This window comes from Aurantimonas sp. DM33-3, assembly GCF_014334315.1.
GTDB classification, from domain to species: Bacteria; Pseudomonadota; Alphaproteobacteria; order Rhizobiales; family Rhizobiaceae; genus Aurantimonas; species Aurantimonas coralicida.
In genome coordinates, this window is record NZ_JACSGS010000002.1 from 31086 (window position 1) to 52195 (window position 21110).

At 67.7% G+C, this 21110-nt stretch carries 23 protein-coding genes and 1 tRNA gene; 11 read left to right on the forward strand and 13 right to left on the reverse strand.

Translation table 11 applies throughout. From position 1 onward, the window contains the following. Positions 1–8: 8 nt before the first annotated feature. Positions 9–1433: an MATE family efflux transporter gene (locus H9Q09_RS02870; protein ID WP_187390123.1), complete on the reverse strand. Its 1425-nt coding sequence runs from the start codon at positions 1431–1433 to the stop codon at positions 9–11. A 96-nt stretch (positions 1434–1529) separates the two neighbouring features. On the opposite strand from H9Q09_RS02870, the gene H9Q09_RS02875 reads away from it, so the two are divergent. Beyond that, the gene (locus H9Q09_RS02875; RefSeq protein ID WP_187389831.1) at positions 1530–2432 is read left to right on the forward strand and encodes a histone deacetylase; all 903 of its coding nucleotides are present in this window, start codon (positions 1530–1532) and stop codon (positions 2430–2432) included. Positions 2433–2550: 118 nt separating this feature from the next. Then, positions 2551–3087, forward strand: coding sequence for a hypothetical protein (locus tag H9Q09_RS02880; protein WP_187389832.1), 537 nt, complete (start codon positions 2551–2553; stop codon positions 3085–3087). A gap of 34 nt (positions 3088–3121) precedes the next feature. On the opposite strand, the gene H9Q09_RS02885 is transcribed toward H9Q09_RS02880, so the two are convergent. The 3 genes from H9Q09_RS02885 to H9Q09_RS02895 form a co-directional block, all read right to left on the reverse strand. Beyond that, positions 3122–3379 (reverse strand): DUF6460 domain-containing protein, encoded by a 258-nt coding sequence (locus H9Q09_RS02885; RefSeq protein ID WP_187389833.1) that lies wholly within the window; start codon positions 3377–3379, stop codon positions 3122–3124. Between the two features lie 125 nt (positions 3380–3504). Continuing rightward, on the reverse strand, positions 3505–5181 hold the full coding sequence (locus H9Q09_RS02890) for a cisplatin damage response ATP-dependent DNA ligase (RefSeq protein ID WP_187389834.1): 1677 nt from the start codon (positions 5179–5181) through the stop codon (positions 3505–3507). A gap of 102 nt (positions 5182–5283) precedes the next feature. Beyond that, positions 5284–6198: an exonuclease domain-containing protein gene (locus H9Q09_RS02895; protein WP_246715980.1), complete on the reverse strand. Its 915-nt coding sequence runs from the start codon at positions 6196–6198 to the stop codon at positions 5284–5286. A gap of 84 nt (positions 6199–6282) precedes the next feature. Here H9Q09_RS02895 and H9Q09_RS02900 point away from each other — a divergent pair, with 84 nt between their 5' ends. Both H9Q09_RS02900 and H9Q09_RS02905 read left to right on the forward strand, forming a co-directional pair. Next, positions 6283–7239 (forward strand): nitronate monooxygenase family protein, encoded by a 957-nt coding sequence (locus H9Q09_RS02900; protein WP_187390125.1) that lies wholly within the window; start codon positions 6283–6285, stop codon positions 7237–7239. Between the two features lie 141 nt (positions 7240–7380). Beyond that, positions 7381–7456, forward strand: a tRNA-Thr gene (locus tag H9Q09_RS02905). Between the two features lie 12 nt (positions 7457–7468). Here H9Q09_RS02905 and H9Q09_RS02910 read toward each other — a convergent pair. Beyond that, on the reverse strand, positions 7469–8146 hold the full coding sequence (locus tag H9Q09_RS02910; RefSeq protein WP_187389835.1) for a HEPN domain-containing protein: 678 nt from the start codon (positions 8144–8146) through the stop codon (positions 7469–7471). Positions 8147–8446: 300 nt separating this feature from the next. On the opposite strand from H9Q09_RS02910, the gene H9Q09_RS02915 reads away from it, so the two are divergent. Then, entirely contained in the window at positions 8447–9613 is a 1167-nt protein-coding gene (locus H9Q09_RS02915; protein ID WP_187389836.1) for a GGDEF domain-containing protein, read from the forward strand. Between the two features lie 138 nt (positions 9614–9751). Here the strand turns inward: H9Q09_RS02915 and H9Q09_RS02920 are convergent, their stop codons facing one another. From H9Q09_RS02920 to H9Q09_RS02955, 8 genes are all read right to left on the reverse strand, one after another. After that, positions 9752–10111, reverse strand: a complete 360-nt coding sequence (locus tag H9Q09_RS02920; RefSeq protein WP_187389837.1) for a DUF2934 domain-containing protein — start codon at positions 10109–10111, stop codon at positions 9752–9754. Positions 10112–10384: 273 nt separating this feature from the next. After that, the gene (gene gph, locus H9Q09_RS02925) at positions 10385–11071 is read right to left on the reverse strand and encodes a phosphoglycolate phosphatase (RefSeq protein ID WP_187389838.1); all 687 of its coding nucleotides are present in this window, start codon (positions 11069–11071) and stop codon (positions 10385–10387) included. Next, on the reverse strand, positions 11071–11628 hold the full coding sequence (locus H9Q09_RS02930) for a thioredoxin family protein (RefSeq protein WP_187389839.1): 558 nt from the start codon (positions 11626–11628) through the stop codon (positions 11071–11073). The genes gph and H9Q09_RS02930 overlap by 1 nt, the downstream gene beginning before the upstream one ends. A gap of 83 nt (positions 11629–11711) precedes the next feature. After that, entirely contained in the window at positions 11712–12497 is a 786-nt protein-coding gene (locus H9Q09_RS02935; RefSeq protein WP_187389840.1) for an SDR family NAD(P)-dependent oxidoreductase, read from the reverse strand. Further along, a complete protein-coding gene (locus tag H9Q09_RS02940) occupies positions 12497–13543 on the reverse strand; it encodes a phosphotransferase (protein ID WP_187389841.1) in 1047 nt (348 codons plus the stop codon). The genes H9Q09_RS02935 and H9Q09_RS02940 overlap by 1 nt, the downstream gene beginning before the upstream one ends. Before the next feature lie 10 nt (positions 13544–13553). Beyond that, on the reverse strand, positions 13554–14756 hold the full coding sequence (locus tag H9Q09_RS02945; protein WP_187389842.1) for an acetyl-CoA C-acyltransferase: 1203 nt from the start codon (positions 14754–14756) through the stop codon (positions 13554–13556). A 50-nt stretch (positions 14757–14806) separates the two neighbouring features. Further along, entirely contained in the window at positions 14807–15262 is a 456-nt protein-coding gene (locus H9Q09_RS02950) for a MaoC family dehydratase (protein ID WP_187390126.1), read from the reverse strand. Positions 15263–15318: 56 nt separating this feature from the next. After that, positions 15319–16137, reverse strand: a complete 819-nt coding sequence (locus H9Q09_RS02955; protein ID WP_187390127.1) for an SDR family oxidoreductase — start codon at positions 16135–16137, stop codon at positions 15319–15321. Positions 16138–16254: 117 nt separating this feature from the next. Here H9Q09_RS02955 and H9Q09_RS02960 point away from each other — a divergent pair, with 117 nt between their 5' ends. The 6 genes from H9Q09_RS02960 (at position 16255) to H9Q09_RS02985 (ending at position 21025) form a co-directional block, all read left to right on the forward strand. Beyond that, positions 16255–17013, forward strand: coding sequence for a TetR/AcrR family transcriptional regulator (locus H9Q09_RS02960; protein ID WP_187389843.1), 759 nt, complete (start codon positions 16255–16257; stop codon positions 17011–17013). Positions 17014–17030: 17 nt separating this feature from the next. Beyond that, positions 17031–18260 carry an acyl-CoA dehydrogenase family protein gene (locus H9Q09_RS02965; protein ID WP_187390128.1) on the forward strand — a complete coding sequence of 410 codons (1230 nt, stop codon included), beginning with the start codon at positions 17031–17033 and terminating at the stop codon, positions 18258–18260. A 92-nt stretch (positions 18261–18352) separates the two neighbouring features. After that, positions 18353–18616, forward strand: a complete 264-nt coding sequence (locus tag H9Q09_RS02970) for a BrnT family toxin (protein ID WP_187389844.1) — start codon at positions 18353–18355, stop codon at positions 18614–18616. Continuing rightward, positions 18603–18818 (forward strand): hypothetical protein, encoded by a 216-nt coding sequence (locus H9Q09_RS02975; protein WP_024349613.1) that lies wholly within the window; start codon positions 18603–18605, stop codon positions 18816–18818. The genes H9Q09_RS02970 and H9Q09_RS02975 overlap by 14 nt, the downstream gene beginning before the upstream one ends. A gap of 113 nt (positions 18819–18931) precedes the next feature. Further along, the gene (locus H9Q09_RS02980) at positions 18932–19900 is read left to right on the forward strand and encodes an NADPH:quinone oxidoreductase family protein (protein ID WP_187389845.1); all 969 of its coding nucleotides are present in this window, start codon (positions 18932–18934) and stop codon (positions 19898–19900) included. A 78-nt stretch (positions 19901–19978) separates the two neighbouring features. After that, on the forward strand, positions 19979–21025 hold the full coding sequence (locus tag H9Q09_RS02985) for a zinc-binding dehydrogenase (RefSeq protein WP_187389846.1): 1047 nt from the start codon (positions 19979–19981) through the stop codon (positions 21023–21025). Positions 21026–21110: the final 85 nt, after the last annotated feature.

The window sequence follows — 21110 nt, forward strand, 5'->3', positions numbered from 1 at the left end:
GGACAACGTTACCGCACTGCAGCGCCTTCACGTCCGCCCGGCCATGACGGCGCGGCGAAGGTCTCGGCCCGCCGCCGCGGCACCAGCGCGAGCAGGCTGAAGCCGCGAAAGCCCAGAAAGCCCAAAAGCGCCAGCCACAGGCCCGTATTGCCGTAGAACGGCGTCAGCGCGTAGGCGGCGGCCGCGAAAACGAGGAAGGCCGCGATCATCATGTTGCGCATGGTCCGCGACCAGGTGGCGCCGATGAACACGCCGTCCATGATGAAGGCCAGCGCGCCGGCAACCGGCGTCAGCGCCGCGAACGGCAGATAGTCCGTGGCCATCTGCCGCACCGCCGGGTCCGTCGTCAGTCCGGCGATCAGCGCCTCGCCGGCGAAGAGGAACACCGCCGAGACCACCAGCGACACGGCCATGCCCCACAGGATGGTGAGGCGGACGGCGCGGTCGAAGGCCGGCCGGTAGCGTGCCCCGACCGAGCGCCCGACCAGTTGCTCGGTGGCCGTCGCCAGCCCGTCGAGAAAATAGCTGCCGACCGCGAAGAAGTTCATCAGGATGCCGTTGGCCGCCAGCACCAGCGTGCCGAACTGGGCGCCGAGCCGCGCGAACAGCATGAAGGCGCCGAGCAGGCAGAAGGAGCGGATCATGATGTCGCGATTGACCGCGATCATCCGCACGAAGCCGGCCCGCTCGAAGACCCGCGCAGGGGACGGCCGGTCGGCGGCGTCGAAACGCCGCAAGACGACGAGGAAGCCGACAAGGGCGCCGATCGCCTCGCCGCAGACCGTGCCGACGGCGACGCCGGCAATGCCGTATTCCATCACCAGGCCGAACAGGATCGACAGGGCGATGTTGGTCCCGTTGACGACGAATTGCAGCGCGAGCCCCAGCCCGCCCCGGCCGCAGCCCAGCACATGGCCGAGAATGGCGTAGTTGAGAAAGGCGAAGGGCGCCGAGAACATCCGCACGAAGACGTAGAGCCCGGTCGCGGCAACGACGCCCGGCCCCGGCGCGATGGCCAGAAGGCCGAGCCCGGTGATCAGCGGCTCGGCGGCGATCAGCCCGGCGCCGATCAGCAGCGACAGCACCACCGAGCGCCAGAACACCGCCTGCACCTCGCGGCCGTTCTCCTCGCCGGCTGCCTGCGCCGTCAGCCCGGTCGTGCCGGAGCGCAGGAAATTGAAGGTGGCGAAGGCGAAATCGAAGATCAGCGCGCCGACCGCCAGCCCGCCGAGCGCCGTCGCATCGCCGATCCGCCCGACCACCGCCGTATCGGTCAGCCCGATCAGCGGCGTCGTCAGGAAGGCCAGCGTCATCGGCAGGGTGATCTTCCAGACGTCGCGATGGGTGACCGCGAAGGGGCGCGAGCGTGGCGCCGGCCCGCCCGGCACCGCGCCGCTGGCGCCGCCGCCGCGCCTGTCGTCCTGATCGATCATCTCGTGCATGGGCGGCAGGTTGCACCGGCATCGCAGGCACGCAAGCGAAACCTTGCCGCGGTGAATCCCGGCGAGGCCGCCCTAGCTTGTCGCCGAATGCCTCTTCCGATCATCCATCATCCCGCCTTCGACGCGGATTTCGACGCCGCGCACCGGTTTCCGATGTCGAAATTTTCGCGGCTCGCCGAAATCCTCGTCGAGGACGGGCTCGTCGCGCCCGGCGGCTACCACGAACCGGCCCCGGCGCCGCAGGACTGGCTGCGGCTGGCGCACGACCCGCTCTATGTCGACCAGGTGCTGTTTTCGGCCGTGCCGCCGGAGATGGAGAAGGCGATCGGCTTCCGGGTGGACGAGAAGGTGGCGCTGCGCTCGCGCTGTGCGACCGGCGGCACGGTGCTGACCGCCCATCTGGCGCTAGTCGAGGGGCTTGCCTGCAACACGGCCGGCGGCAGCCATCATGCGGCGCGGGACGGCGGCGCCGGCTTCTCGGTGTTCAACGACGTGGCGGTGGCGGCGTCGCTGCTCCTGGCCGACGGTGATGCCGGCCGCGTCCTGATCGTCGATTGCGACGTCCACCAGGGTGACGGCACGGCCCGCATCTTCGAGAACGAGCGGCGGGTCTTCACCCTGTCGCTGCATGGCGCCAGGAACTATCCGGTGCGCAAGGCGCAGTCCGATCTCGACGTGCCGCTGGCGGACGGCACCGGTGACGCCGACTATCTCGACGCCCTCGTGCCGGCGCTGGCCGAGGGGCTCCGCCGGTCGCTGCCCGACATCGTCTTCTACAATGCAGGCGTCGACCCGCACGCCGACGACCGGCTCGGCCGTCTGGCGCTGAGCGATGCCGGCCTGGCCGAGCGCGACCGCACGGTGATCGGAACCTGCCGCAACGCCGGCATCCCCGTCGCCTGCGTCATCGGCGGCGGCTATTCCCGCGACATCGACGCGCTGGCCCGCCGCCATTCGATCCTGCACCGGGTGGCCTCAGAGTTCGCCTGAGCGGTCCGTGTCCCGCGGTCATGGGCCGGCGCAGCCGATCTCTTGTCGGCACGACAGCAGGCAGGCATGATGCTGAATGTTCCCTTACGGAATATCCTGCGCCCGAGGTGCCCTCGCCATGTATGGTTCGAAATTCCTGAAGTACACTGTCTTCCTCTCGGCTTTGGCTGCGGTCGCGCTGACTGCGTGGCTTTTGAAGAATAAACCCGAATATTTCCTGCTAGCCCCCATCGAAACGGGAACGATCGTCGCCATCCTCGAACGGCTCGGCATCTTCGTCGTGCTAGCCTTGTTCGTGGAGCGGGCGACCGAGGTCTATGTGGCGGTGTTTCTCGAGCCCTACCAGCCCAAGGCGAACTTCGTCGGACCACTTGCGGAAACAGCGATGGACAGCAAAGCGATCAAGTTTCGCCCCACGATCTTCTCGCTTGTTCTGGGGCTTTTCATTGGCCTCGCCGGCGTCAGCATCCTCGGCGCCCTGCTGCCGGCCAAAGCCGATATGAGCGTGGTCCTGCGTCTGGCCGACATCGTGCTCGTCGGCGCCCTGTTGTCGGGCGGCGCCGAACCGATCCACCAGATCATGGAGGCGATCTCCGAGAGCGCCGCGGCGGTCAAGAAGCGCGCGCAGGCGCAGAAGGCCGCTGCGGCGGTCTGAGCCCGCCCGCTCCGGATGCTTCGCGTCGAACCGCCTAGCGGCGGCCGAGGGTCAGCAGGCGCGAGATGATGAAGATCGGGATCACGATAGCCGCGCCGAGCAGGAAATAGTCCAGCGCACGGTCGAGCGAGCCGAAGATGTTGTACCAGAGCCAGTCGAACAGGCTGACGAACCAGTCGACCACGTCGGCGGGGCTCCAGGACAGCCAGGACAGGATCACGCCGACGACGATCGACAGCAGGATCAGCCGCATGATCACGCCGAGCGGCGAGCCACCGAGAAACCTGTTCACCCGTTCCGACATCTTGCACTGCTCCGCTGCGTCCCTGCCCGGCAGGTAGGCGGTCGCGCCGCGCGGCACAAGCCCGAAGGACCGGCCAGCCGGCGCACGGCCCTGCCCCGGCAGCCCTGCGTCGCCTATTCCGGCATCGGCTCGGGCAGCATCGCCTGCAGGGTTTCCAGCCGGTCCGCCTCGAAGGCCGGCTTGTCCCATCTCAGCCGCGAGACACGCGGAAAGCGCATGGCGACGCCGCTCTTGTGGCGGCTCGACCGTGCCAGCCCCTCGAAGGCGACTTCCAGGACGAGGCCGTGATCGGGCTCGGCCCGCACCGAGCGCACCGGGCCGAAACGCTCGATCGTGTTGTCGCGGACATATTTGTCGAGCTGCTTCAGCTCCTCGTCGGTGAAGCCGAAATAGGCCTTGCCCACCGGCACCAGCTCGGGATCGTCCATCGGGCCGGTCCAGACGCCGAACGTATAGTCGGAATAGAAGCTCGACCGCTTGCCGTGGCCGCGCTGGGCATACATCAGCACCGCGTCGACCAGATGCGGGTCCTGCTTCCACTTGAACCACGGGCCCTTCGGCCGGCCCGGCACATAGGTCGAGTCCCAGCGCTTCAGCATCACGCCCTCGATCACCGGATGGGGCGGGCCGGCGCGCAGGCGTGCGAGTTCGTCGAAATCGGAAAAAGCGAGAAAGGGCGAGACGTCGAAGCGGGTCGGCTCGAGGCCGGCAACGAAGCGGTCTAGCCGCTTGCGGCGCTCGGCAAAGGGCAGCGCCCGCAGATCCTCGTCGCCGTCCTGCAAGAGATCATAGGTCCGCAGGAACACCGGATAGCGCTTCAGGACGGCCGCCGAGACCGTCTTGCGGTTCAGTCGCTGCTGCAGGTCGGAGAAGGTGCCGACAACGATGTCGTCGCGCGGTGCCCCCTCATGCGCCTCGACCCTGGGCGTGCCGCCGCCCTGCGTCTGTGGCGTGGCGACCAGCAGTTCGCCGTCGAGCGCGCCCTCATAGGTCATGAAGTCGAGAAGATCGGGAAAGGCGTTGGAGATGTCATCGCCGGTGCGCGAATACAGCCGGCGCGTGCCGTTCTCCGCCGTCGCCTGGACGCGGATGCCGTCCCATTTCCACTCGGCCGCATAGGTCTCGGGATCGATGCGGCCGTAATCCGGCTCCTCCAGCGCCTGCGACAGCATCACCGGGCGGAACGGCGAGGCCGCCGCCGAGACCGGCTTGTCGTCGCGCCCTTCCAGCCAGGCGAAGAGGCTCTCATAGGGCAGTTGCAGCCCGTGCCAGAGCTCCTCGATCTCGGCCACGGGCCGGTCGCCGAACTCGGCCAGCGCCTGCTTGGCGAGGCGCGAGGAGACGCCGATGCGCATGGCGCCGGTGACGAGCTTCAGCAGCGCATAGCGGCCGGAGGAGTCCAGTCGGTCGAGCCAAGCCTCGACGAGCGCCGGGCCGTCCTTGCGGGTCGCCGCGTCCAGCGTCTCCACCACCTCCGCCAGCGTCGGCGGAGCGGCCGGACGAGCGGCGCCGTCCAGCGGCGACGGCCAGACCAGCGCGATGGTCTCGGCCAGATCGCCGACATAATCGTAGGAATAGCCGAACAGCACCTCGTCCATGCGGCTGGCCATCAATTCGCGCAGCATGGCCGGCTTGACGCTGCGCACGTCGAGATCGCCGGTGATCGCCGCCAGCGCATAGCCGCGCTCGGGATCGGGCACATGGCGGAAGAAATCCACCATCAGGCGCAGCTTGCCGTTGCGCGACGGGGTCAGGACCAGGCGGTCGAGGAGTTCGGCAAAGCGCTTCATGGGGTCCCGGAACGGCTGCGGATCGGCGATGGCGGGGCACATAGGGCGCGGACGCCGGGCCGCATCGCCCCCCTGAGGCAGCGTACGCTGCCCAGGCTCGGCTCAGACGGCGGCAGCCGGCATCTGGCGGGCGCCGCGCACGCTGCGCAGCCGCAGATGATGGCGGGCGGTGAAGACGGCGTCGGCCTCCATGCCGGGCTCGCGCAGCAGCCATTCCAGATAGGCGTCCGGCACTTCCGCGAGCGCGACACCCTTGTGGCGGCCGAAGCGCAGCCGCGCCAGCAGCGCCGGCTCGTTCGAGACCCGCTCGGCCCGCTCCAGAAAATCCTCGACGTCGTGGCAGCGGGGCATCAGCGTCGCCGCGATGGTCCGCAGCAGCACCGCCGTGCAGACCGCGTCGTAGAGCGCGCGGTGCGGATGCAGCCCTTCCAGCATCGGTCGCACTTCGGACAGGTCCAGCGGCACGTACTTCACCAGGCTCTGCAGGCCGTGCGCCCGCACCTGCGGAAAGGCCCGCAGCGCCAGCTTGTAGGTGCACAGCCAGCGCCCGGTCAGCCGCAGCCGCGAGCGATCGAAGCTGGCGCGCTGGGCGGCATAGAGGCCGGCCGACGCGAAGGGTCGGACCGCCTCGGCAAAGGGCGGCGCGCCTTCCAGCATGGCGTCGGTGATCTGGTGGACCTTGCGCGCATGCGGATTGATCTCGACGCCGCCGGGATCGCACAAGGTCTGCAGCGGGTTGCGGATCGCCCCGGTCGCCAGATCCACGTCGATCGAGCCGATCTCGATGACGGCGTCCTCTTCCAGCCGGTGGCCCGCCGTCTCCACGTCGATGACGCGGACGGTCGTCGGCCCCGGCTCGGCAAAGAGCGAGGGCGTGGTGGGCACGGGCGGGAACAGGTCGGACATCGCCTGCCAAGATCGGTCGTCGCGACCCGGCGCGCAAGATGGTGCGACGGCCTGTCCGGCAAAGCGGCGCCCTGCCCGGAAGATGGCGTGGCCGAACACGCGTCGGGCCATGGCGAACCGCCCGATCTTTGCAGGCCGCGAGCGATCTGCTACGACCCATACTCTTACGTTTACGTCAAAATCATAGGTGTGATCCTGGCCCTCCCCACGCTTCTCGAAGGTCGGCTGCGGCTGCCGGTCATCGCCGCACCGCTGTTCATCATCTCGCATCCGGCGCTGGTCATCGCCCAGGCCACGGCCGGCATTGTCGGCGCCTTTCCGGCGCTGAACGCCCGGCCGGCGGCCCAGCTCGACGAATGGCTCTGCGAGATCGAGGAGGCGCTGGCCGCCCACGATCGCGCGCATCCCGAGCGGCCGGCCGCGCCCTTCGCCGTCAACCAGATCGTCCACCGCTCCAACACGCGGCTGGAGGAGGATCTGGCGGTCTGCGTCGAGCACAAGGTGCCGATCGTCATCACCTCGCTGGGCGCGCGACCCGAGGTGAACGAGGCGGTGCATTCCTATGGCGGCATCGTGCTGCACGACGTCATCGACGACCGCTTCGCCCGCAAGGCGATCGAGAAGGGCGCCGACGGCCTGATCGCGGTGGCGGCCGGCGCCGGCGGCCATGCCGGCACCCTGTCGCCCTTCGCGCTGATCCAGGAAATCCGCGAATGGTTCGACGGTCCGGTGTTCCTGTCCGGCGCGATCGCCACCGGCGACGCGGTGCTGGCGGCCCAGGCCATGGGCGCCGATGGCGGCTATATCGGCTCGGCCTTCATCGCCACCGACGAGGCGCGCGCGGCCGACGACTACAAGCAGGGCATCGCCCGTGGCCGTGCGAGCGACATCGTCTATACCGACCTCTTCACCGGCATTCACGGCAACTACCTGCGCGAATCCATCGTCGCCGCCGGCCTCGACCCCGACGCCCTGCCCGGCAGCGATCCCAGCCAGATGGATTTCGGCGGCAGCGCCAAGCCCAAGGCCTGGAAAGAGATCTGGGGCTCGGGCCAGGGCATCGGCGCGGTGCGCTCGGTCGGTCCGGCGAGCGCCCTGGTCGATCGCCTCGCCACCGAATACGACGCCGCCAGGCGGCGCATCTGCGGCTGACACGCCGTCCAAAGCCCACCGGCGGGCGGCGCATCGCACAATCGTGCCGCGCCGCCGCCCCATGTCGCTTTCCCGCTTGAACCCGACCGCGTTTCCCGCTATCAGGGCGCCGTCCGCGGATTTCGATCCGATCCGGACCGTGCCGCTTTAGCTCAGTTGGTAGAGCACGTCATTCGTAATGACGGGGTCGCGTGTTCGAGTCACGCAAGCGGCACCATTTCCCACACCCTTAGACACAACGTTCTATCGCTGAGCTGACGTCCCTCATAAAGCGAGTTGACAGCAGCTGGGCGAACTTTGAAAGGCGCTTGACGTCTTCCATAGTAGGAACCTCTTGGTCACCGCCATGTGCGACATCATTTCGTCTTTGAGCTAATTCGCCCAACCCAACAGTAATATTCATAGCGTTCCCGCCAACGGTGACAGATCGAATATCGCAATAATCCTCAATATCAACGAGCCTCATCAGCCAGTTGACATTCTTGGGAGTAGGATTAGCAAACTGGTCCTTTATATTTTCTACAACGATCTCTTCTCGGGTCAGCGGCCGAACGTCCGAGTACAATTTCTGAGAAAGCTCAACCAACTCTTTTGCGTGATCAACGCTTAGATTTCGCATGTGCGCTTGACTGCGAAATCGCCACAACCTGAAGCCTTCAGGATATTTTCGGGCGACTACATCTCGATCGACAAGATGCTCAAAGCCGCAACAAACGGTGCTTTCCAGAAAATACTCAAGATTTGACGCGACCAGAACGAGCGCCGATTTTCGCAAGGGTATCATCCAGTCCCCCGGCCTACCCCTGCCGCCGTCGTTTTGATCATACAGGCGAACTAAGCTTTTCACGTCAGCATTGAGCCGACGTTTAAAATCGTCGCGAAGAGTTAAAAGGGTTGCAACGGTCAACGGCAGCTCCTCCGAAGATGCGGCCAGCTTCGCTCATCTCTGGACAGTCATCAAACTTCAGTAGCGAACATCACCAAATATTAGAGTTGTCCTTCTCGGGAAACAATGCTGCTCGCGCCGCAGCAGGCGGCTATCCAGCATGGGCGCCTCGACGCTCCCAGACAGCACATCGCCTCGCGGCACCCGCATGTCGTTGATGTCGCTGTCTTGCCGCCACCGCAATCCGCGTCCGCGCCGCAACATCCCGTAAACGACTGTTGTGATATCGAACTGTCATCGTCACAACGATCAGAATGGCTGATGCTGCGTCACACCGAGTCCGTCGAGGTCTACAAAGCTCTGGTCTCGGCACTGGCCGACAATCTTCTGCCCACCGCTTCGATCGGCGTGACCTTCTTCATCATCGGGTTCTACGCCTATCTTGAAACCGGTGCGGTCGCGGCGCTCGCCATCACGGTCTTCGGGGTCGCGGCCTCGATCGGCAAGGCGCTGTTCATCCTCGTCCATCGCCGGACCATCGCCGGGCCGACGCCCGCGCTGGCTGACTTCCGCAAGGTCGAAGCCGGACACGCGATCACGAGCTGGTGCATGGCGGCGCCGATGGGCGCGCTCGGCGCGTTCCTGTTCTCGCAGCCGGACCTGTCGCTGCATATCGTGGCGACCGCGCTGCTGTTCGGCTATTGCGCCGGCGTCGCCACCCGGATCTCGGTACGTCCGCGGATCGCGGCGGGCGCGGTTCTCCTGGCGGCGGGACCGGCGATCGTGTCCGCGGCGTTCTACATCGAGGATGCGAGGCTTCTCACCGGCGCCGTGTTCCTGGTGTTCCTGATCAGCGCGCTGGAAACCATCGCGCATCTCCATCGCAGCGCCTGCCGCCTGATCACCATGCGCCTGCAGATGGCGACGTTGGCGCGGCGCGATCCGCTAACCGAACTCTTCAACCGTCTGGGCCTGCGCAAGGCGTTCGACGCACTGCCCCGGGAGGATCGCAGCCGGGTCGCCGTTCACGTCTTCGACCTCGACGGCTTCAAGGCGGTGAACGACACCTTCGGGCATGGTGTCGGGGATCGGCTCCTGGAGGAGGTGGCGAGCCGCCTGCGCCGGATCGTGGGACCGGGTGACATCGTCGCCCGGATCGGTGGCGACGAGTTCGTGGTCGTCCAGCCGGGCATCGCGGAGCCGGCCGCCCCGGACAGGCTCGCCCAGCGCATTCACGCCGGCCTGAGTGAAGCCTATCGGATCGACGGCGGACATGATATCCACGTCGGCCTCAGCCTCGGCTACAGTACCGCATCGTCCGACACCGCCTCCCTCGACGCGCTGCTTCGCGACGCAGATGCAACCTCCTACGCGGTCAAGCGGGACGGCGGCGGTTTCCGCCCGCATCGGCAGGGGGCGCGCACCACGCCGCAGAGCTTGCCGACCGACGCGATCACGGCCGGACCGCAGGCGGTCGCGACGGCCTGACGGGGCCCCGCTCACGCAGACCCGCGTTCTAAAGAATGGGGGTCGCACAAACCCGGGACGCGCTCATGTCATGGCCTCCCGGAAAGACCGCCACAGGTCTTTTCAAGCGCAACGCAGCTCATCGCCCGCGCGGGACGATCACCCCCGCGCACCGCCGCCGGCCGGCCGGCCCTCGACCACCGGCACCGGGGACGGCTGGGCGTGGCGCGACCAGATGCGGGGCTTGGGATTGGCCAGCCGCTGGCCGAACAATTCGGTGGAGAAGGGTTCCGGCGTCCACAGCGCACGGCGCAGGGCATCGGCTTCGGCACGCTCGGCCTCGATGCGGTTCCAGCGGGGTTCGTCCGCCGGTTCCGCCGCCGTCACCGGGTTGCGCGCGGCCATGATCCGGTTGGCCTCGGCCCAGTGCTCATGCTCGCGGCCGGTCGGCCGGCCTTCGCGTTCCCAGATTTCGTAGGCCAGCCTGCGCACGGCCTCCGCGTCGTCGATCCTGACCATGTCTCGTCTCCAAATACTTTGAAACGGAACTAGGATTCGCATTCAGCGAAGCAGGAGACTGCGACGGGGAAATGACGTTAGCCGCGCATTCATCCGACCTGCGACGCGGAACCTGCAACATCCGTCGAGATGCCCGGCACCGCCGGACCCACGCAGGGTTCGACGCGCGGTCGCCGATAGAACCAAGATAGGGTCGCGAATGTCGCCGGGAAGCCTGGCCGCGCAGGATCCCTGTGCGGTCAGGCGTGCATCCCGTTTCTCGGGAGAGCGGCGTCAGGCCGGGGCGGACCGCAAGGTCGAAACGGCGGCGCCGAGCCCGTCGAGCCGGTCGATGACCGCATCCGCGCCGAGATCGTCGGCGGCGATGCTCGTATAGCCACCCCGCAGCACGACGACCGCCATGCCGGCGGCCTTGGCGGCGGCGACGTCGTTCTCGCTGTCGCCGACGAAGACGACCTGATCGACCGCAAGGCCCAGGCGCTCGCAGGCGAGGAGCAGAAGGCCCGGCTCGGGCTTCTTCGCCGGGCCGGCATCGCCGCCGACCACCACCTGCATCAGTTCCGACAGGCCGAAATGGCTGAGGATCTCGCGCGTTGCGGCCTCGGGCTTGTTGGTGACGACGCCGATCGGGGTGCCGGCATCGACCAGCGCACGGGTCGCCTCGCTGGCGCCGGCGGTCAGCGTCGTTAGTTCGGTGGCGCGCGGCTCGTAGATCGCCAGGAAGCGATCGACCACGCGGTCGCGCTCGGCCGGGTCGATGCTCTTGCCGAGGCCCTCCCAGGCCCGTTCGATGAGCACCGGCACGCCGCGGCCGACCATGCGGGTCACCGCCTCCAGCGTAAAGGGCGGCTCGCCATAGCTTGCCAGCGTCTCGTTCAGCGCGGCGTGGATGTCGGGGGCGGAATCAACGAGGGTGCCGTCGAGATCGAAGAGGACCGCCTGCGGCCAGTTCCCGGCCATCAGGCGGTTTCCTTCCATTTGATCGAACAGCCGATGGAGGGGATCTGCTCGGCGGGCCCCTTGCCGGTCTCGGCGACCTGGCGCATGGCGTCGAAGAGGTCGCGCGCCGTGCCCTCGGGCGCGACGACCTTGCGCGAAGCATCGATGCGGCCGCGGTATTGCAGGCCGAGATCGCCGTTGAAGCCGAAGAAATCCGGCGTGCAGACCGCGCCATAGGCCCGGGCGACGCTCTGGTCCTCGTCGTAGAGATACGGGAACGGGAATGCGTGCTGGCGCGCGAAATCCTGCATCCGCTCGAAGGAATCCTCCGGGAAGCGCTCGGCGTCGTTGGATGAGATCGCCACCGTGCCGATGCCCAGCTCCGCCAGTTCGGTCGCGTCGCGGACCAGCCGCTCGATCATCGCCTTCACATAGGGGCAGTGATTGCAGATGAAGGCGACCAGCAGGCCGTTTTCGCGCTTGTGGTCGAAGATGCGATGCTGCTTGCCGTCGACGCCGATGAGTTCGGCGTCGATCGCCTTCCAGCCGAAGTCGCAGATCGGTGGCTGTGCGGCCATGGTTCGTCCTTCTCGCTTCGGGCGCCCGCCCGAGACCTAGGGGAAACGCGCCGGAAAATCGAGCCGGAGCGCCGGCCGGCGGTTCAGATCGCCGTCAGGCCGCCATCGACGGGAATGGCCGCGCCGGTCATGAAGCCATTGGCCGGGTCGGCCGCAAACAGCACCGCCGTCACCACCTCGTCGATCTCGGCGAGCCGGCGCATCGGAATGCCGCGGACGATCTTCTGCTCGGCCTCGCTCGCCTCCGTGGCCCCGGCCAGGGAACCCGGCGCACCCAGCACCATGGCGGTGCGGGCGAAGGACGGGCAGACGGCGTTGATGCGCAGGCCGCGTCGGGCGTTCTCGGCGGCGGCGGATTTCGTCAGGCCGATCACGCCGTGCTTGGCGGCGGCATAGACCGACAGAAGCGGCGCCCCGCCAAGCCCTGCGACCGAGGCGACATTGACGATCGCCGCCTTGGTGCCGTCGCTGGCAAAGCGCGCATTCATCGCCGCGATCTGGTGCTTCATGGCGAAGAACACGCCCATCAAATCGACGGCGATCACCCGCTCGGCCTCTTCGGCACCGATCTCCTGCAGGCGCTTGTAGTCATGGGCGATGCCGGCATTGTTAATGGCGATGTCGAGGCCGCCGAAGCGCTCGGTCGCCAGATCCACCAGCGCGGAGGCGGTTGTCTCGCGCGAGACGTCGCCTGCCAGCGTCACGATTTCCGTGCCGGTGAGTTCGGCGGCGAGGGCCTCCAGCGAGCCCTCGTCCCGGTCTGTGAGGACCAGCCGTGCCCCTTCGGCAGCGAGCACCGTGGCGATGGCCCGGCCGAAACCGCCGGCCGCCCCCGAGACGAGAACCGCCCTGCCCGCAAAGCGCGCCATCAGGCTTCCTTCTCGATCAGGTCGACGGCGAGCTGCGCCAGGACCGGCACGTTGCGGCCATAGACCTTGGCCTTCTCCGGATTGGAGGCGTTGCCCTGGGTGTAGCGCTTGAAGACGCCCTGCAGGATCGCCGCGAGCCGGAAGAAGGAGAAGGCGACATAGAACGGCCAATGGTCGATGCCGTCGATGCCGCGTCGCTCGCAATAGCGCGCCACATACTGCTCCTCGGTCGGAATGCCGAGGGCGGCCCGGTCGAGGTCGCCCAGCCCCTTGAAGGAGCCGGCATTGGGCAGGCGCCACTGCATGCACTGGTAGGACAGATCGGCCAGCGGATGGCCCAGCGTCGACAATTCCCAGTCGAGAACCGCCAGGATCGTCGGCTCCTTCTTGGCGAAGATCATGTTGTCGAGGCGGAAATCGCCATGGACGAGGCCGGACGCGCCGTCATCGGGCGGCAGGTTCTTCTCCAGCCAGGCGATCAGCTCGTCCATCGCCGGGATCGGATCGATCTTCGACTGCCGGTACTGCTCGGTCCAGCGCGAGAGCTGGCGCTCGAAATAGCTTCCCGGCCGGCCGAAATCAGCAAGCCCCACCGAATCCACGTCCACCGAATGCAGCGCCGCCAGCGCGGCGTTCATGGCGTCGTAGATCGCCCCGCGCTCTTCGGGGGTGGCGATTTCCGGCAGGGCCGGGTCCCAGAAGATGCGGCCATCGCAATGCTCCATGACGAAGAAGGTCCGGCCGAGCGGCGACTGGCTCTCGCTCGCCAGATGCAACATGCGCGGCACCGGCACGTCGCTGCCGGCGAGCGCCTGCATGACGCGGAACTCGCGGTCCACCTGATGGGCGGATTTCAGCAGTTCGCCCGGCGGCTTGGCGCGCAGGACATAGGTGCCGCTCTCGGCATCGAGCCGCCAGGTGGGGTTCGACTGTCCCGCCTGGAACTTGACCATCCGTTCGAGCCCGTGGAAGCCCTCCACATGCTCTTCCAGATACTGGCCGAGCGCCGCTTCGTCGATCGTCCGGTCGTCGCCGTCAGTCGTCATCGTGCGCCTTTCACAGGACCTCGAAGAGGCCGGCCGCGCCCATGCCGCCGCCGACGCACATGGTCACGACGACCCAGCGCACGCCGCGCCGCTTCCCCTCGATGAGCGCGTGGCCGGCCATGCGGGCGCCGGACATGCCGTAGGGATGGCCGATCGAGATCGCGCCGCCATCGACATTGAGGATCTCGCCGGAGATGCCGAGCCTGTCGCGGCAATAGATCGCCTGGGAGGCGAAGGCCTCGTTCAGCTCCCACAGGCCGATGTCGCCGATCTTCAGGCCGTTCTTTTCCAGGAGCTTGGGCACTGCGAAGACCGGGCCGATGCCCATCTCGTCGGGATCGCAGCCGGCCACCGCGATGCCGGCATAGCGGCCGAGCGGCTGCAGGCCGCGGCGTTCGGCGTCACGGGCTTCCATCAGCACCGCGGCGGAGGCGCCATCGGAGAGCTGCGAGGCGTTGCCGGCGGTGATGAAGCGCCCTTCGGCGACCTCCTGGCCGTCCTTGAAGACCGGGTTCAGCTTCTCAAGATCGGCGAGCGTCGTCTGGGGCCGGTTGCCCTCGTCGCGGTCGATGGTGACCTCGCGATCGGAGATCTCGCCGGTCTCGCGATCCTTGACCTTCATGGTCACGGTCATCGGCACAATCTCGTTGTCGTAGCGGCCGGCCTCCTGGGCGGCGGCCGTGCGCTGCTGCGACTGCAACGCGAAGGCGTCCTGGTCCTCGCGCGAGATGCCATAGCGGTCGGCGACGATCTCGGCGGTCTCCAGCATCGACATGTAGAGGTCGGGCCGGTGCTCGCGCAGCCAGGGATCGGCGGCGCGGAACATGTTCATCTTGTCGTTCTGGACCAGCGACACCGATTCCAGCCCGCCGCCGACCGCCACGGTCATGTTGTCCTGGACGATCTGCTTGGCGGCGATGGCGATGCCCATCAGGCCGGAGGCGCATTGCCGGTCCACCGACATGCCGGCGACCTGCGTCGGCAGGCCGGCGCGCAGCGCACACTGGCGGGCGATGTTGGTGCCGGTGGAGCCCTGCTGCAGGGCCGCACCCATCACCACATCCTCGATCTCGGCCGGATCGACGCCGGCGCGCTCGACCGCGTGGCGGATGGCGTGCCCGCCCAGCGCCTGGGCCTGGGTGTCGTTGAAGGCGCCGCGATAGGCCTTGCCGATCGGCGTGCGGGCCGTCGAGACGATGACCGCTTCTCTCATGGGTTAGGTGTTCCCTCGGTTGGTGCGCGCATGTGGCGGTGGGCGTCGGCTCAGTCGGTCGGCGGTTCCAGTACCGCCAGCGTGATCCACTGCGCGGTCAGGGCCGGCTTGGTGGCGCCCTCGATCTCGACCGAGGCGTCCCAGGTGGTCTGCAGGCTGACCGCGCGCTCGGCGAGCGCGACCATCTTGAAGACGCCGCGCACACGCGCCCCGGCCTTGACCGGATTGAGGAAGCGCACGCGATCGAAGCCGTAATTGATGCCCATCCGGGTGGTCTTCACGCCGGGCAGCGCGTCATAGGCGAGCGGCGACAGCAGCGAGATGGTCAGGAAGCCATGGGCGATGGTGCCGCCGAAGGGCGTTTCGGCCTTCGCCCGCTCCGGGTCCACATGGATGAACTGGTAGTCGCGTGTCGCGGCCGCGAAGCCGTCGATCATCGTCTGGTCGACGGTCATCCAGTCGGAGGTGAGCGGCGCGCCATCGAGATGGGCGCGATAGGCCTCCATCGAGACCAGGCGGGCCTTCAGGGCCGCCTCGGTCGCGGCGACCGAATCCAGTTCCATCAGTGCTCCTCGAACAGTTCGTGACCGGTCTCGACCCCGATGCCGCCGTCCAGCGGCAGGATCGCGCCCGTGGTATATGCGCCGCCCCGGCCGCAAAGGAACAGGGCCGCCCCGGCAATATCGTCCGGCGCGCCGATCCGGCCCATCGGAACGCCGCGCCCGACCGCGGCGGCCTTTTCGTCCGTGCCCGTCGCGAAGGCCGTCATCTTCGACTGGAAGGGGCCCGGCGCAAAGGCGTTGACGGTGATGTGGCGCGCGGCGAATTCCTTGGCGAGGCAGCGCGTCAGATGATGCACCGCCGCCTTGGAGGCCGCGTAGGAATAGACGTTCTCGGCCAGGGGCGCTGCGCCCATCACCGAGCCGAGATTGACGATCCGGGCCGGGTCCTCGGCGCTGGCGGACTTCTCCAGCAGCGGCAGCAGCCGCTGGGTCACGGTGAAGAGGCCCGCGACATTGACCCCCATGACCTTTGCCCAGGCGCTGTAGGGAAACTCTTCCAGCGGCGCGCCCCAGGAGACACCGGCATTGTTGAACAGGATGTCGAGCCGGTCGGTGCGGGCCTGCACCGCCTCGGCCAGCGCGGCCACACCCGCCTCGCTGGACACGTCCCCGGCAAAGCCCTCGACCGTGCCCGGATGGCCCTCGGCATTGATCTCGGCTGCCGTCGCCTCGCAGGCCTCGGCCTTGCGGGATGCGATGAGAACCCGCGCGCCGCCGCCGGCCAGCGCTGTCGCAATCATCCGGCCGATGCCCGTCGCACCGCCGGTCACGAGTGCGATCTTGCCCTCGACGGAAAACAGGCGTTCCAGCATCGGCATGGTCATCGGCGGTCCCTCCCGGTCGCTTGCGGCGACGCCCGTCCGGCGACGGCGCGACGCGAAATCCTTCGTGCCGCAATTGACATCATACTCGCGAGTATGTCCAGTGGCGACAGGATGACGAGCGCGAGAACCACAGGCGACACTCAGGAGACCGGGGCCCGGCCGCGCCGGGCGGCGGCGCCGTCGCGCTCGCGGCGCGACCGGGACTTCGTGGCGGCGCGCGGCGGCGATGGCGATCCGGACGGCGTGCGGGCGTCGATCCTGGCCGCCGCGGCCCGGGCCTTCGGCGAAAGCGGCTATGCCGCGGCGTCGATCGACGACGTCGCCCGCCGCATGGGCGCCACCAAGGGCATCGTCTATCATTACTACCGCTCGAAGAACGATCTGTTCTTCGACGTCTGCCAGCACGGCATGGCGCTGGATTTCGCCGCCGTCACCCCGCATGCCCAGTCGCGCGACCGGGCGGTGACGCGGCTGCGGGCCATGGCCGAGGCGCACATCATGACGATGATGCACGAGGTACACTTCCAGCTGGTGATCCTGCAGGGCGTCTCGCGGCATCTCAACAATCCGACGACGCCGGAGGACAAGGCGTCGCTCGACACGCTGATCGCCGAGCGGGACCGCTACGAGGCGTTGTTCCGCGGGGTGATCGCCGAAGCGCGGACCCAGGGCGACCTGCCGGCGACGAGCGACATCTCCCTGGCGGGCAAGACATTCCTGGCGGTAATCAACTCGCCGGTCTTCTGGTATCGGGAGCGGGACGGCGAGACGGCGGACGATCGCCGGACCATCGCCCGCGACCTGGCATTCTTTGCATTGCGCGGCGCCGGTGCCGACGACAGCATTCTTGAGGAGGAATTCGACCGATGAACGAACAGAACGGCGCGATGGCACTGGGCATGACCGAGCGGCTGAAGCCGATCCATGCGGCGGTGCGCGACATGGTGCGCAACGAGATCACGCCGGCCGGCGAGGAATTCCTCGCCGAGGTGCCGAAGGAAGGCCGCTGGATCTATACCGCCCGCCAGAAGGAAATCCTCGAAGGGCTGAAGGCGACGGCCAAGAGCCGCAAGCTGTGGAATTTCTGGCTGACCGATTCCGAGCGCGGCTACGGCCTGTCCACCGTCGAATACGCCTATCTCGCCGAGGAGATGGGCAAGACGCATCTGGGCGCCGAGACCTTCAACTGCTCGGCCCCCGACACCGGCAACATGGAAGTCTTCGAGCGCTATTGCACGCCCGAGCAGCAGGCGCCGTGGCTGCCGCGCCTGCTCGATGGCGAGATCCGCTCGGCCTATCTGATGACCGAGCCGGACGTCGCCTCTTCCGACGCCACCAACGTGTCGATGCCCTGTGTCGCCGACGGCGACGACTACGTGCTGAACGGCGAGAAATGGTGGTCGTCCGGCGCCGGCGATCCGCGCTGCGAGATCTACATCGTCATGGTCAAGACCGGCGGCGACGACCTGCCCAAGCACAAGCGCCATTCGATGATCCTGGTGCCGGCCGACACGCCGGGCATCGAGATCCTGCGCGCCATGACCGTCTATGGCGACGACGACGCGCCCCACGGCCACATGCATATCCGCTTCACCGACGTGCGGGTGCCGAAATCGGCGATGATCCTGGAGGAAGGCCGCGGCTTCGAAGTGGCCCAGGGCCGGCTCGGACCCGGCCGCATCCACCATTGCATGCGCGCCATCGGCCATGCCGAGGCGGCACTGGAGATGATGTGCGCCCGGTCGCTGCGCCGCGAGGCCTTCGGCAAGCCGCTGGCCCAGCTCGGCGCCAATTACGACATTATCGCCAAGTGCCGCATGGATATCGAGATGGCCCGCCTGCTCTGCCTGAAGGCGGCCTGGATGATGGACCAGGGCGACCAGCGGGCCGCCGCGCCATGGATCAGCCAGATCAAGGTCGTCGCCCCCAACGTCGCCCTGTCGGTGATCGACGAGGCGGTGCAGATGTTCGGCGGCGAAGGCATTTCGCAGGACACGCCGCTGGCCCGCATGTGGACCCATGTCCGCACCCTGCGGCTTGCCGACGGCCCCGACGCCGTGCATCGCCGTCAGGTGGCGCGCTGGGAACTGGCCAAGCACACCCAGCAGAAGGTCTGACGCCGGATCAGCGAGACCGGGGCGGTCAGGCCGCCTCGGTCAGCATGGTGGAAAGGTATGGAAACTGCGCCGTTTCCATACCAATATGACCCATGCAGTTCGAGTACGATCCGAACAAGAGCACGGCGAACAAGGCCAAGCACGGTATCGACTTCGAGGACGCCCAGCGCATCTGGGACGATCCGTGGATGATCGAGGCGCCGGCCCGCACCGACGACGAACCCCGCTTCCTGGCGATCGGCCGGATCGGCGAGAAACACTGGGCGGCCATCTATGCCGTTCGCGCCGGCAGGGTCCGGCTGATTTCCGTGCGGCGGGCCAGACAACAGGAGGTCGCATTCTATGAAAGCGCATGATCTCGATGCGGCATTCGACGCCGGCGAGGATGTGAGCGACCAGATCGACTGGTCGAAGGCCCGGCGGCCCAATGTCGAAACCCGGCGCGTCAATGTCGACTTCCCCGCCTGGGTCGTGACGGGTCTGGACCAGCAGGCCCGGCGCCTCGGCGTGACCCGCCAGGCGCTGATCAAGCTTTGGATCGCCGAACGCCTGTCCTGAAACCACGCCGGCCCCGTCTGCGCAGCCTCCGCGCAACCGCGATGCCGTGATGCCGTGATGCCGTGATGCCGTGATGCCGTGATGGTGCCGGCCGCAAGCCCTTAGGAACTTCCATGAAAGCCATCGTCTGCGAAGACTACGGTCCGATCGAGAACCTCGCCTACAAGGATGTCGACGAACCGTCGCCGAAGGGCCGCGAGGTCGTCATCGAGGCCGAGGCGGTCGGCGTGAACTATCCGGACGGCCTGCTCGTCCAGGGGCTGTATCAGGCCAAGCCCGATCTGCCCTTCGTTCCGGGCATGGAAAGCGCTGGCACGGTCGTGGCGGTCGGCCCCGAGGTGAGCCGGCTCAAGGTCGGCGACCGGGTCGTCGCCTCGATGCAGCTCGGCGCCTTTGCCGAGAAGGTCGCGGTGGACGAGGCTGCGGCGATGCCCCTGCCCGACGGTTTCGATGCCGGAATCGCCTGCGCCCTCGTCTGCGGCTACGGCACCGCCCATCATGCGCTGAAGCAGCGCGCCGACCTCAAGCCCGGCGAGACCCTGCTCGTCCTCGGCGCGGCCGGCGCCACGGGGCTTGCCGCCATCCAGATCGGCAAGACCATGGGCGCGCGGGTGATCGCCGTCGCATCGTCGGCCGAAAAGCAGGCGCTGGCGAAAGCCGAGGGCGCCGACGAGGCGATCGGCTACGAGGATCTGCGCGGCGACATCAAGCGGCTGACCGACGGCGCCGGCGTCGACGTCGCCTTCGACCCCGTCGGCGGGGAGGCCTTCGACGCGCTGGCCCGGTCGATGGCCTGGAACGGCCGCCTCCTGGTCATCGGCTTCGCCTCCGGCACCATCCCGAAGCTGCCGGTCAATCTTGCCCTGGTGAAGGGCTACAGCCTTGTCGGCGTGTTCTGGGGCGCCTTCACCCGCAAGGAGCCCGCGGTCTTCGCCGAGAACATGCGCGAGCTGATGGGCTGGGCCGTCGACGGCAGCGTCCGCCCGCATGTGTCGGAACGGGCGAAGCTCAGCGATGCCGCCGATGTCCTGCGCCGCATGCACGACCGCCAGACCACCGGCAAGATCGTCCTCGTTCCCTAAGATGCAGCTCGCGCCGGGCCGAAACCGACGGCCCGGTCACGCGTTCGCACACAAGACATCCCGTTTCCGGAGACATCCATGTCCGCCATTCCCGATACGATGCAGGCGCTCGTCCTCAAATATGACGGCTATTCCGGCACCGCCGAAGGCCCGACCATCGCGGACCTGAAGGACTGGGTCTCGCTGGAGGAGATCGCCGTGCCGAAGCCGGAAGGCCGGCAGGTGCTGGTCCGCATCGGCCTTGCCAACATCAACCCGTCCGATCTCCACTACATCAAGGGCGAATACGGCCAGCCGCGGCGCAAGGGCGTCGCCGCCGGCTTCGAGGCGATGGGCGAGGTCGTGGCGGCCGGCGAGGACCCGGCGGCGGCCAAGCTGGTCGGCCAGCGCGTCGCTGTGTCGGTGGCGCGCACCGGGACCGGCGCCTGGGCGCAATATGCCCTCACCGATGCCGGAGCGGTCGTGCCGCTGGCGCCGCAGATGCGCGACGAGGATGCGGCGGCGCTGATCGTCAATCCGCTCAGCGCCTGGGCCATGGTGCACCTGGCAAAGGAGCACGGCGCGAATTCCTTCGTGATGACCGCCGGCGCCAGCCAGCTCTGCAAGCTGATGGCCTCGCTTGCCCGCGACATGGGCATGCACGCCATCGCGGTCGTGCGCCGCGAGGAGCATCGCAGCACGCTGGAAGGCCTCGGCGCGGGCACGGTGCTGAACACCGCCCGGGAGGATTTCGAGGACATGCTCCTGCAGGCGATGAAGCAGAACCAGCCGAAGATGCTGCTCGACGCCGTGGCAGACAATCATTCGGCGACGATCTTCTCGGCCATGCCGGCCGGGTCGCACTGGGTGATCTACGGCAAGCTCTCGCAGGAGGCGCCGCGCCTGCCGGCGCTGGGCCAGATGGTGTTCATGAAGAAGGTGATCGAGGGCTTCTGGCTGACCGAGTGGCTCGGCCGCGCGACGCCCGAACAGCGGGTCGAAGCCTTCACCGAAGTGCAGAAGCGCTTCATCAGCGGTGCCTGGAAGACCGATGTCGCCGAGACCATCCCGCTCGCCGAGGCGCCGGACCGGCTCGCCGGGGCTCTCGAAGGCATGAACCGCGGCAAGGTCTTCCTGCGGCCCTGAGGGCGGCCTGCCGCGGCGCGACCTCGCTGCACCGCGGCAAAATCTCGGCCGCTTCGGTTCATGTCCGGCCTGCGCGGCCTATATG